The organism is Pedobacter aquatilis (assembly GCF_032678405.1).
In the GTDB taxonomy this organism is placed as follows: domain Bacteria; phylum Bacteroidota; class Bacteroidia; order Sphingobacteriales; family Sphingobacteriaceae; genus Pedobacter; species Pedobacter aquatilis_A.
In genome coordinates, this window is the sequence record NZ_JAVTSJ010000001.1 from 458,356 (window position 1) to 470,026 (window position 11,671).

General features: G+C 37.2%; 12 protein-coding genes and 1 tRNA gene. 10 read left to right on the forward strand and 3 right to left on the reverse strand.

Translation table 11 applies throughout. The features are described from left to right. Positions 1–56 precede the first annotated feature (56 nt). The gene (locus R2R71_RS02080; RefSeq protein ID WP_316829582.1) at positions 57–833 is read left to right on the forward strand and encodes a copper homeostasis protein CutC; all 777 of its coding nucleotides are present in this window, start codon (positions 57–59) and stop codon (positions 831–833) included. Between the two features lie 65 nt (positions 834–898). After that, positions 899–1,426 (forward strand): hypothetical protein, encoded by a 528-nt coding sequence (locus tag R2R71_RS02085; RefSeq protein WP_316829583.1) that lies wholly within the window; start codon positions 899–901, stop codon positions 1,424–1,426. A 29-nt stretch (positions 1,427–1,455) separates the two neighbouring features. Here R2R71_RS02085 and R2R71_RS02090 read toward each other — a convergent pair whose 3' ends face one another. The 3 genes from R2R71_RS02090 to R2R71_RS02100 all read right to left on the reverse strand — a co-directional run bounded on the left by R2R71_RS02090 (position 1,456) and on the right by R2R71_RS02100 (position 3,547). Continuing rightward, positions 1,456–1,854 (reverse strand): DUF983 domain-containing protein, encoded by a 399-nt coding sequence (locus tag R2R71_RS02090; protein WP_316829584.1) that lies wholly within the window; start codon positions 1,852–1,854, stop codon positions 1,456–1,458. 106 nt (positions 1,855–1,960) lie between these two features. Next, complete coding sequence (locus R2R71_RS02095; protein ID WP_316829585.1) at positions 1,961–2,542, reverse strand: Crp/Fnr family transcriptional regulator; 582 nt, start codon at positions 2,540–2,542, stop codon at positions 1,961–1,963. 18 nt (positions 2,543–2,560) lie between these two features. After that, positions 2,561–3,547, reverse strand: a complete 987-nt coding sequence (locus R2R71_RS02100) for a D-alanine--D-alanine ligase (protein ID WP_316829586.1) — start codon at positions 3,545–3,547, stop codon at positions 2,561–2,563. Between the two features lie 194 nt (positions 3,548–3,741). Here R2R71_RS02100 and R2R71_RS02105 point away from each other — a divergent pair, with 194 nt between their 5' ends. From R2R71_RS02105 to R2R71_RS02140, 8 genes are all read left to right on the forward strand, one after another. After that, positions 3,742–4,512 (forward strand): PASTA domain-containing protein, encoded by a 771-nt coding sequence (locus R2R71_RS02105; RefSeq protein WP_316829587.1) that lies wholly within the window; start codon positions 3,742–3,744, stop codon positions 4,510–4,512. Between the two features lie 15 nt (positions 4,513–4,527). Next, positions 4,528–5,583 (forward strand): endolytic transglycosylase MltG, encoded by a 1,056-nt coding sequence (gene mltG, locus R2R71_RS02110; RefSeq protein WP_316829588.1) that lies wholly within the window; start codon positions 4,528–4,530, stop codon positions 5,581–5,583. Next, complete coding sequence (locus tag R2R71_RS02115) at positions 5,583–5,990, forward strand: thioesterase family protein (protein ID WP_316829589.1); 408 nt, start codon at positions 5,583–5,585, stop codon at positions 5,988–5,990. Before mltG ends, R2R71_RS02115 begins: the two co-directional genes overlap by 1 nt. Positions 5,991–5,998: 8 nt before the next feature. Beyond that, positions 5,999–6,988: a YihY/virulence factor BrkB family protein gene (locus R2R71_RS02120; RefSeq protein ID WP_316829590.1), complete on the forward strand. Its 990-nt coding sequence runs from the start codon at positions 5,999–6,001 to the stop codon at positions 6,986–6,988. A gap of 96 nt (positions 6,989–7,084) precedes the next feature. Then, a tRNA-Ser gene (locus R2R71_RS02125) sits at positions 7,085–7,169 on the forward strand. A gap of 198 nt (positions 7,170–7,367) precedes the next feature. Next, on the forward strand, positions 7,368–9,458 hold the full coding sequence (gene pta, locus R2R71_RS02130) for a phosphate acetyltransferase (RefSeq protein WP_316829591.1): 2,091 nt from the start codon (positions 7,368–7,370) through the stop codon (positions 9,456–9,458). 2 nt (positions 9,459–9,460) lie between these two features. Next, a complete protein-coding gene (locus R2R71_RS02135; protein ID WP_316829592.1) occupies positions 9,461–10,657 on the forward strand; it encodes an acetate kinase in 1,197 nt (398 codons plus the stop codon). A gap of 122 nt (positions 10,658–10,779) precedes the next feature. After that, positions 10,780–11,646: an alpha/beta hydrolase gene (locus tag R2R71_RS02140; RefSeq protein WP_316829593.1), complete on the forward strand. Its 867-nt coding sequence runs from the start codon at positions 10,780–10,782 to the stop codon at positions 11,644–11,646. Positions 11,647–11,671 lie beyond the last annotated feature (25 nt).

Consider the following 11,671-nt stretch of genomic DNA (forward strand, 5'->3'; position numbering starts at 1 on the left):
TTATTTGCTTTTACTCGTTCCTGGCTGTTGATGCTTTAAGCTATAATCAAATCAAAATGAATAATAAAACAAATCTGGCATTTTCCTGCGGATTGGAAGTTTGTGCAAACGGCTACGAATCTGCTTTAGCCGCTCAAACCGGAGGTGCAATACGTGTTGAACTTTGCGATAATTTAGCTGAAGGAGGAACTACCCCAAGCTACGGGCAAATTGCATTGGCGAAAAGAAATTTAACAATTGAAATCTGGCCAATCATTCGACCTCGCGGAGGTGATTTTCTTTATTCAGCAATTGAGTTTGAGCTAATAAAGGAAGATATAAAAAACTGTAAATCATTAAATTGTGATGGAATAGTTATTGGAATACTTAAAGCAGACGGAAGCATTGACAAGGAACGTTGTGCGGAATTAATTGAGCTTGCCAAACCACTTCCGGTAGCATTCCACCGGGCATTCGATATGAGCAATGATATGGAACAAGCGCTTGAAGATTTAATCGAATTAGGTGTTATACGTGTGCTTTCTTCAGGTGGTGCTACCACTGCACCTCAGGGTGAAGCCATGCTCGCGAAACTCGTTAAACAAGCTAAGAGGAGAATTATCATCATGCCAGGTGCCGGAATTAACGAGAACAACATCAAGGCACTAATGGCTAAAATAGGTGCAAGTCAATTTCATGCATCAGCAAAAGGTTTTATTGCAAGTAAAATGATATACCGAAACAATGAAACCAAAATGGGAAGCATTGATGATGAATACCAGTACGAGCTAAGTTCCTCAGAAAAAATAAAGGCCTTAGTTGAAATGATTACGCAAGCTGATAAACATAATTAAATTTTCAATTATTTAATTATCAGACAATTAATTATATTTAAGCATCTCAAACTAAATTAATTGTCATGAAAAAAATCTTATCTCTATCTTTTATTGCTTTAATTTTTGCGGCTTGCCAAAACAAAGAAGCAAAAACTACAGACACTGCAGCAACAGCTGACACTACAAAATACCCTTACACAACTAAAAAAGTTCAAAACTGGGCAATGAATCCAAATAGCCAGAACCTGGTTACCGCGATGACTTTAATTAAAACCTTTGAAAATTTAGATACTGCCAGTATGGAAAAAATTCTGGCAGACAGTGTTTGGTTTACACTTGATGGTTATCAATTCAAAGGTACAAAACCAGAATTTCTAAAACAGATACAAGGAGAGTTTTCGAAAATGAGCAGCTTTAAAATTGACATGCAAGACGCAGAATCAGTCATTAACAAAGACAAAAGCGAAGAATGGGTAAGTTTATGGTACAGCCAGGTTTCTACAACCAAAGAAGGAAAAGCAGATACAGTTAATCTTTTTAATGATATTAGATTGAAAAATGGAAAAGTAGTGGGGTTATCAGAATATGTTCAGCACTACATGAAGAAATAAACTTAACTCCCAGCTAAGGTTGGGAGTTTTTACTTCTGAACACCACTTCCCGGAACATAACCCAAACCAGGAGTTAACCAATGCAATAAAATAACTCTTGAGTAACGGTAATTTATTGGCGAAAGCAATAATACCCCTGCCATAATTAAAGCCACATAATACCAGAGATTGTCGTAAATAAGCGGTAAACCTAAAATGTATGAAGCAACGCCAATGGTAATAATTTCGGCTACATTCATCGCATAACTAACAAACATCGCAACATAAAAGAAACCGGGTTCACGTTCAAATTTTAAATTACAAACCGGACAGGTGATATTTGTCTTCTGTAGTTTGAAAGCGTAAGCACTGCCCGTGAAAATATCGCCCTTGCGGCATCGTGGACACTTACATTGTAAAACGGATTGTAATTTAGATAACTCTGCCATAATCATTTTATTAATGAGGCAAATTTAAGTTTTAATAAACTGATAAATTATGACCTGCATCATATTATAAAAACAAGCATAATTAGAAAAGGTTCAAAAACTTACTTTAACCTTTAACAATTTTACCCTTAATTAAACGAAGTACACCTCTATCGGCCAAAAGCTTTACACCTCTTATAACAGTTTCTACACGCAGGCCCGTCATATCGGCTAAATCCTGGCGTGTTACTTTTAAATGTTCACCAGTTTGAATTTCTAAAAACAGGTAATTAATTATTGTTTCTAAACGGTGCTCTGCTTTTTCATTAGCCAATTCTTCCAGCATCATCGATTTATAAAAAAGGCGGTTGCTCAGCACTTTTATCAAATCCATACTGAATTCAGCATCATCTTTTAAAAGATTGAAGAAATCGGTTTTCTTAACCGGAATGATTTCTGAATGTTTACTGGCGATGGTATAAGCAAGGTATGGCCGATTGATAAGTAATGCAGGCTCGCCAAAATATTGACCGGTTTTAAAGACACCCTGAATAAACTCCTTTCCATCATCATTTACCGTAACCATCCTAACTTCGCCCTTCTTTATAAAATAGACGAAACGCGGCAGCATACCAGGCTCATATATTACAGAATCTTTCGGGAATTCTTTAACAATGTAACCTTTATCAATGAGTTGCTGGATATACATTCTTAGTTTTGAGTGTCTTTAGCCTAAAGTTTCTTTCATCAACTTTGTATAAAATTCTTTTAATGAAATACCCATTGCGGCTACTTGCTGAGGGATAAAACTGGTAGCCGTTTGCCCAGGAATGGTGTTAATTTCGATGAAATAGAAATTACCTGTTCCATGTTCCAGGAAATAATCTACCCGAACAACCCCTCTGCAATTTAACTTCTTGTATACATCTTTTATAATCTGATGAACACGGGCATATTCTTCATCGTTCATATCGCCAGGGGTTATTTCTTGTGTAGAACCTGGTGTATATTTTGCATCAAAATCAAAAAACTCATTTGAAGGGATAACTTCGGTAGCTGGCAAAACCGTTATTTCTCCTTTTGTACTGAAAACGCCTATAGAAAACTCTCTTCCACTAACAAATTCCTCAATCAGCACCTGTGTATCTTCGTTAAAGGCTTTTTCTACAGCGCTATCCAAATCATCAGCATGTTTAACTTTACTCATTCCAATGCTGCTGCCACCACTATTTGGTTTTACGAAATAAGGTAATTTCAAATCTTGCTTAATCTGGTTGAGGTTATATTTTCCGGTTTTGAAAATCTGCACAGACTTAGCCGTATATAAATTATCAATACCATTTACAATTGCTTTTGTGTAGCCTTTATTCATGGTTATAGATGAAGTTAGTGCATCGCAGGTAGTGTAAGGAATATTAAGCATATCGAAATAACCTTGCAGTTTACCATCCTCACCCGGTGAGCCATGGATTGCAATAAATACACCATCAAACTTTACCTTACGTCCATCAATATTTAAGGAAAAGTCATTTTTATCAATTTCTATTTTAACTGAATCGGCAGGCTCGTAAAACCAACCTTTATCATTAAGCATAATTTTATAAACATCGTACAAATCACTATCGATATTTTGGGCAATGGTAGCTGCGCTTTTAACAGAAACAACCCATTCGCCTGTGGTACCGCCAGTTAACAAAGCAATCGTTTTTTTCATACTGAAATCCCTTAATTATTTAAATAGAAATTGAATATTAATATTGCTCAAAAATATAAATATCTTTGAGCAATATTTAATTTTGAATAATAGAATTGATAATTGATGGTACTGTATTTGCTTAAAACAGGGCATTCAATTATTAAAATAACTACATTTGATTTTGCAGCCTTAACCCCAAGAATTTAAGATTCATGTCTAAATTTATAGATTATTTAAAAACCAAATCATTTAGAAAGACCATTATAGCAGCTGTTGTAACAGTATTTGTATTGCTGCTCATTGCATTTTTCAGCTTACGATTTTACACCAAACACGGAGAGGGTCTTAATGTTCCTCTGGTAAAAGGACTTTCATTTGCCGATGCTGTAGTAAAATTGGAAGAAGCCGGGCTTAAATATGAAGTCGATTCCGTTTTCATTTTAGATCAGCCTGCCGGAATTGTAATTGATCAGGATCCCGATCCAAATACCTTTGTAAAGGATAACCGCACCATTTACTTAACCATTAATGCTGGTAAAATACCGAATACGAAATTCCCTGACATTGCTTTTAAAACATTAAGAGAAGCACAGGCAATCATCGAAAGTTCGAGACTAAAAGTTGGTGATACCACTTACAAAGCAGATGTAAGTCGCGATGTTGTGCTCGAAGCTTCTTTTGGCGGTCAGCCAATCCAGGCCGGCCAAATTATACCTGTTGGTTCAAGAATTAATTTGGTTTTAGGCGATGGACGTGGAAACCAGGATGTAGATATCCCTCAATTGGTCGGTTTAACCATCGATGAGGCGAAATTCAGTTTAAAAGGGTCGGCGCTAACCCTTGGGAACATTGTTTACGAAGGAACGATTACAGATAGCGCAAATGCTGTTATCGTCAAACAAGATCCAATGCCTGCCGATTCGCTAACCAAAATATCGATTGGCACAAAAATTAATATTACCCTATCTAACAAACAACAATAATTACGCAAAACAATAATGACTGAAGTAGAAAAACAAAAAACGGGTAACGGAAAAAAGATTATACTTACCATTGCAGCAATCGTTATTCTTATCGGAGGTTACTTTGCATTAAACTTTTATAAGGTTTACTTCGCTCCTAACGTTACCGAAAATCAGAAATATTTATACATCAAAACAGGTTCAAATTATGATGCTTTGATGGATAACCTAAAAAATAAAGACATCGTTAAAAGTATTTCTTCTTTTGCTACGGCTGCCGGAAAAATGAATTTGGCTTCAAATGTAAAACCCGGACGTTATCTTTTGAAAAAAGGAATGACCAACCGTACACTGATTAATATGATAAAAGCCGGGAACCAGGAGCCTGTAAAGCTTAAGTTCCAGAATATCCGTAAAAAGGAAAATTTTGCAGCCTACCTGGCCAGCAACCTTGAAGCTGACTCTCTGAGTTTCATCAGCGTTTTAGATTCAACAGCGCTGATAAGTAAATATGGTTTTAATCAGGATAACGTATATGCCATGTTTATTCCAAACACTTACGAAATGTACTGGGATATTTCACCTGCTGATTTTTTCGAGCGCATGCATAAAGAATATGATAAATTCTGGAACGCAGATCGTAAACAGAAAGCAGCCAGCCTTAACTTAACCCCCGCCCAGGTATATACGTTAGCATCAATTGTTGATGCTGAAGCCCTTTACGATAAAGAAATGCCAATTATTGCAGGCTTATACCTTAACCGGTTAAATAAGGGAATCCTGTTGCAAGCCGACCCTACTGTTATTTTTGCAAATAATGATTTTACCGTAAAAAGAGTTACAGGCAAGCTTTTACAGGTTCAATCGCTTTACAATACGTACAAATATGCGGGGTTGCCTCCAGGGCCTATTATGATGCCGAGTATTAATGCCATTGATGCTGTGCTAAACCGCAATAAAAACAATTACATATATATGTGTGCTAAGGAAGATTTTTCAGGTTACCATAATTTCGCAGAAACAAAAGCGGAGCATGAAATCAACGCCAGAAAATACCGCGAAGCATTAAACAAAAGAAATATCTTTAAATAATGTATAGCTACTCCACAAAAATCAGGGTTCGTTATGGCGAAACCGATCAGATGGGTTACATGTATTATGGTAATTATGCCCAGTATTATGAAGTTAGCCGTGTAGAAATGCTACGTAGTTTAGGCATGAGTTATAGCTCGATGGAAGCCGATGGCATTATGATGCCGGTTTTGGAATTGAAATGCAAGTACATTAAACCAGCGCTTTACGACCAGGAAATAACAGTAAAAACAATTATTAAAACACTTCCGGGTATTCGTATTTATTTTGAATACGAGTTATACAATGAAAAAGAAGAATTAATAAACCTTGGTGAAACAACCCTGGTTTTTGTTGATATGAAGAAAAATAAACCAACTAATCCGCCTGCAAATTTCATGGAGAAATTATCGGTATTTTTTAGTTAATTTTTATAATGGAATGGTTACACCGGCAATTATTAAAACTTAAGCTCTATTCTGATTTTATCGAATGGACTAAAGGCTGTGTTTTGCCTGGTTTTAGCCCTCTTCCGCTCTATACCGTTGCAACTTTTTTCTTTCGGGAAATTGGCAAGGAATCGTTGGTTAATAAATCTTCATCGCTTGCCTATAGCTTTATGCTCGCGGTGTTTCCGAGTATCATTTTCCTTTTCACCTTAATCCCTTTTATTCCGATAACCGGTTTTCAGGATAAGCTACTAAGTTTAATTGAATTAATACTCCCGCATAATGCTTTCGAAGCTTTTGAAACAACGCTAAAGGATATCATTAAAAACCAGAACAGAGGACTATTATCGTTCGGTTTCCTTTCGGCTATTTTTTTTGCAACAAATGGGGTTAAAAATTTAATGAAGGCTTTCAATAAGGCTTCATTAATTATTGAAACGCGAAGCTGGCTAAAGCAAAGACTCATCGCTTTAGTTTTAACCATGGTAATTTTCCTTTCGGTTGTGTTATGTATAAGTGCAATGGCAATTGGCGAGTTATTATTGAATTATATAAAAACGGAACTTCATATTAAAGATAGCCTGGCCGTTTATGCCATACAAATTACGAGGTGGGCTTTATTAACAATCTTATATTTCATTACCATTTCTATATTATACAGATATGGCCCTTCTCATACAAAAAAATGGAAACTGTTTAGTGCAGGCTCATGGCTGGCAACCATACTTGCTTTTTTAACCATCTGGGGATTTTCTTTTTACATCAATAATTTCGGTTCATACAACAAAGTCTATGGCTCAATCGGTACGTTAATCGTTGTCATGATCTGGCTTTACCTTAACTCGCTGATATTATTAATCGGATTTGAGCTAAATGCAAGTGTAGATGTAAGCAAAAGAAGTGTAAAAATCATCCGTCCTACTTTCAATCTGTTCAAAAAATCAGATCCAATTGAAGAAAACATTAGCAAGAAATAATTTTTTTCTTCCTATGTGTTAAGTAATTATCAATTTTATTTAAAAAAATACGCATCACAGTTTGCAGATTTAAATCAGATTTGTACTTTTGCCTCCGGAAAGCTGGCAGAGTGGTCGAATGCGGCAGTCTTGAAAACTGTTGACTGTCATAGGTCCGGGGGTTCGAATCCCTCGCTTTCCGCCCAAAAAAATCCTGTATCGAAAGATTACAGGATTTTTTTTGTTTAAGACTTTTCTACAGTAACTCATTATAACAAAGTAATCAAGTTTATTATCTAGAATAATTCTAAATAAAATTACATTTATTCTTCATCCTTTTAATTTTTTCCAACTATCTTGCCGCAAATTGGTTTATTCATCATAAACAATCACCTTTTGTATGACTAAGAACATCTTTATCGCCTCAGCCGAACCTTATACCGGAAAATCAGTTATCGCTTTCGGAATGATTAATATGTTACTGGCAAAAACCCAGAAAGTTGGTTATTTCAAACCCATTATTGCGCAGGACGATTTAACAAAAAAAGATGAACATGTAGAAGCAATGCTCGATTATTTCTCACTCCCGGTGAAATATGAAGATGCATTTGCCTTTACCCGCCAGGATATGCTCCATCAATCTGAAAACAGTGGAGAAATCATTAATACAATTATCAGTAAGTATAAAAAGCTTGAAGACAATTATGATTTCACCGTGATAGAAGGCAGCGATTTTTTAGGTGAAGGCATGGCTTTTGAGTTCGAATCGAACGCTTTAATGGCTAAAAACTTAGGTGCTCCGGTATTAATCGTTGTATCTGGCAAAAACAAGACCGCCAGCCAGCTATTTAAAACAGCGATAAATATTTACCGTAATTTTTTACTTCGTGATGTACAGGTACTTGGTGTTGTAGCCAATATGGTTAATCCTGATGAAGCTGAACGTATTAAGCAAGCCTTAACAAATCAACTGCCCGCAGAATTATTAATTGCTGTTATACCTATTGAAAGTGGCTTACAAAGCCCTACGATGAAGGAAATTACAACTGCATTAGATGCAGAGGTTCTTTTTGGTGCCGATTTACTCGATAACCAGGTTGATAATTTTGTAACCGGGGCAATGATGCTGCCTAATTTTTTAAGGCATATTAAAGATAACCTGCTCATCGTAACACCAGGCGATCGTGGAGATATTATTATCGGATCTTTACAGGCAAATTTATCGGCCAATTATCCTAAAGTAGCGGGTATTGTTTTAACGGCTGGTAGTTTACCAGATGAACCGATGATTAAACTTATTGAAGGTTTACAAACCATAATTCCGATAATAGCTGTTCAGAAAGGTACTTTCGAAACCACAACCGCAATTGGTGCTATACATTCGAAAATCACTATTGATAATAAAAAGAAGATTGCACTAGCCATTGAGTTATTTGAAAAGTATGTTGATATAAAAGCCCTCGATGATAAAATTATTACTTTCAGTTACGAAGGCATTACTCCGCACATGTTTCAGTATAACCTGGTTAAATGGGCAAAGAGTGAGAAAAAACACATCGTGCTACCCGAAGGGAACGACGAAAGAATTCTTAAGGCAGTTGAAAAACTAATAACACAAGACATTGTAAACATTACTTTGCTTGGGGATGCTGCTGAAATTGGAAATTCGATAAAACGCCTGGGTTTAAACCTGGATATAAATTCGATTCACATACACAATCCGGCGCAATCGCAGCATTACGACAATTATGTCGAAACCCTTTATGAGTTACGTAAAAACAAAAACGTAAACATGGAAATGGCCCGTGATATGATGACAGATGTATCCTATTTTGGTACGATGATGGTTTACAAGGGTGATGCCGACGGAATGGTTTCCGGAGCCGTACACACTACGCAGCACACCATCAGGCCCGCCTTGCAATTTGTTAAAACGAAACCAGGTGTATCTGTTGTATCGTCGATATTTTTCATGTGTCTGCCTGAAAGGGTAGCTATTTTTGGCGACTGCGCGGTAAACCCAAACCCTACTGCCCAGCAACTGGCAGAAATTGCAATATCATCAGCTGAAAGTAGTGCAAAATTTGGTATCGAACCTCGTATTGCAATGCTCTCCTATTCTTCCGGAACATCGGGCGAGGGCGAAGATGTAGAGCGTGTAAGGGAGGCAACGGCAATTGTCAAAGAAAGGCACCCAGAACTTAAAATTGAGGGACCAATTCAATATGATGCGGCTGTTGATCCACTTGTAGGACAGCAAAAACTACCGGGATCGGAAGTTGCCGGCAGGGCCAGCGTTTTAATATTCCCCGATTTAAATACAGGTAATAATACGTATAAAGCAGTACAGCGGGAAACCGGGGCATTGGCAATTGGACCAATGCTGCAAGGATTAAACAAACCTATTAACGATTTAAGCCGGGGTTGCACGGTAGATGATATCTTCAATACAGTTGTAATTACAGCCATTCAATGTCAGGATATTAAATAATTATGAACATTTTAGTTATCAATTCAGGAAGCAGCTCTATTAAATACCAGCTCTTCAAAATGCCCTCAAAACAGCCTGTTTGTAGCGGTTTAGTTGAAAGAATCGGCATCGAGGGCTCGTTTATAAAGCATTCGGTATTTCCCAATGGAGAAAAACTGAGTATTGAAAAAGATGCCTTTATCTCCAACCACGGTGAAGGTTTGAAACAGGTTTTAACTTTATTATCTGAGGGTGAACATGCTGTAATTACGAGTCCTGAAGATATTGCTGCCGTAGGGCACCGGGTAGTTCATGGCGGAGAACATTTCTCAGGGCCTACTCTGATAACGGATGAAGTAAAAAAACAAATTAAGAAGTTATTTTCACTGGCGCCTTTACACAATCCGGTTAATTACAAGTGTATTGAAGTTGCCGAATATACTTTTCCATCAGCTAAGCAAATTGCTGTTTTCGATACGGCCTTTCATCAAACTATCCCTCATGAAGCCTATCGATATGCTATCCCTGAATGGTATTATAAAGAACATGGTATTCGTGTTTATGGTTTCCATGGTACCAGCCATAAATATGTAAGTGAGCAGGCCATAAATTGGCTCGGAAAAACAAACTCAAAGCTAATAAGCATTCACTTGGGTAATGGATGTAGCATAACGGCAATAAAAAATGGCCTTTCAGTTGATACCAGTATGGGCTTCGGACCATTAAGTGGTTTAATGATGGGAACACGATCAGGCGATATCGATCCTTCGGTAATTTTTCACCTAATGGAACATTCGGGCTATACTTTGGAACAATTAAGCACTTTACTTAATAAACAATCAGGACTACTGGGTGTTGGCGGTTCAAGCGACATGCGTGATATTAACAAACTTGCATCCGAAGGCCAGGAAGCTGCCGTACTTGCACTGGAAATCTACGCCTATAGGATCAAGAAATTCGTTGGCGCTTACACTGCTACCTTGAACGGTGCTGACAGCATTATATTTACGGCCGGCGTTGGTGAAAATGATGCCGGAATGAGGGCTTCAGTTTGCAGGGAGCTTACCTATTTAGGTATAACAATCGACGAGAAAAAGAATAAAAGTTACAGCGGTGAACTGCTTGATATAAGCACCGCCGAATCACGTGTAAGTGTCCTGGTGATACCAACAAATGAGGAGTATGAAATTGCTAATCAATGTTTTCATTTACTCAAATAAAATCGGGCGAAACAAATTTACTTCGTGTAACATTCACACAACATTTTTCTTCTAATCTCAATTTGTAGTTAGATTTATTGTGCCAATATACATTCATATTGAGCTAGCCAAAATAAATCTATATGAAAAAATTAATTAGCGCATTCGCTGCATTTTTATTGCTATTGCCAGCAATTTTATTTGCGCAAACAGGAAAAGTTTACGACAATCTCATCCTGCCGAGTAAAATTCTGAAAAGCGACAGGAAATTTGCAATTTACCTTCCTCCCGATTATGAAACTTCGGGCAGAAGCTATCCTGTGTTGTACCTGTTACATGGTGCAGGTGATGACCAAACCGGTTGGGTACAGTTTGGTGAAGTTTTAAACATCACTGACAAAGCAATTGCCAGTGGTGAATCAACAGCAATGATAATTGTAATGCCCGATGCAAACACTGGTCGTAGAGGCTATTTCAATGATATTAAGGGCGACTGGAATTACGAGGATTTCTTTTTCACAGAACTGATGCCATTTATTGAGAAAAAATACAGAACTAAAACAGATAAACGCTCAAGGGCAATTGCGGGTTTATCTATGGGTGGCGGCGGAACATTTGTATATGCTTTACATCATCCTGAATTATTTTCATCAGCATGCCCTTTAAGCGCATACCTTGGATTTTTGACTTTAGAGGATGCCCAAAATGCTTTAAAAAAGGCAAATCCAAATTTAGATGAGGCCAAAATCCTTAATTATTACAATACACAAAACGTATTGCCGCTGCTAAACAACATGCCCGACACACAAAAAAAAGCGGTAAACTGGTATATCGATTGTGGGGATGACGATTTTCTGTTTGAAGGCAACTCCCTTGCACACATCCTGATGCGAAAAAAAGAAATCCCGCACGAATTCAGAATTAGAAATGGCGGCCATACCTGGACTTACTGGCGTGAATCATTACCTAAAGTGTTAGCTTTCGTTAGCGATTCTTTTCATCAGCACTAAGCTAAAAATGGTATAAATTTAACCT

Coding starts and splice junctions, on each gene's coding strand:
- mltG (WP_316829588.1), top strand. CDS start 4,528: ATGACTGAAGTAGAAAAACAAAAAACGGGTAACGGAAAAAAGATTATA.
- R2R71_RS02140 (WP_316829593.1), top strand. CDS start 10,780: ATGAAAAAATTAATTAGCGCATTCGCTGCATTTTTATTGCTATTGCCA.
- R2R71_RS02120 (WP_316829590.1), top strand. CDS start 5,999: ATGGAATGGTTACACCGGCAATTATTAAAACTTAAGCTCTATTCTGAT.
- R2R71_RS02090 (WP_316829584.1), bottom strand. CDS start 1,854: ATGGCAGAGTTATCTAAATTACAATCCGTTTTACAATGTAAGTGTCCA.
- R2R71_RS02100 (WP_316829586.1), bottom strand. CDS start 3,547: ATGAAAAAAACGATTGCTTTGTTAACTGGCGGTACCACAGGCGAATGG.
- R2R71_RS02105 (WP_316829587.1), top strand. CDS start 3,742: ATGTCTAAATTTATAGATTATTTAAAAACCAAATCATTTAGAAAGACC.
- R2R71_RS02080 (WP_316829582.1), top strand. CDS start 57: ATGAATAATAAAACAAATCTGGCATTTTCCTGCGGATTGGAAGTTTGT.
- R2R71_RS02115 (WP_316829589.1), top strand. CDS start 5,583: ATGTATAGCTACTCCACAAAAATCAGGGTTCGTTATGGCGAAACCGAT.
- R2R71_RS02135 (WP_316829592.1), top strand. CDS start 9,461: ATGAACATTTTAGTTATCAATTCAGGAAGCAGCTCTATTAAATACCAG.
- R2R71_RS02095 (WP_316829585.1), bottom strand. CDS start 2,542: ATGTATATCCAGCAACTCATTGATAAAGGTTACATTGTTAAAGAATTC.
- pta (WP_316829591.1), top strand. CDS start 7,368: ATGACTAAGAACATCTTTATCGCCTCAGCCGAACCTTATACCGGAAAA.
- R2R71_RS02085 (WP_316829583.1), top strand. CDS start 899: ATGAAAAAAATCTTATCTCTATCTTTTATTGCTTTAATTTTTGCGGCT.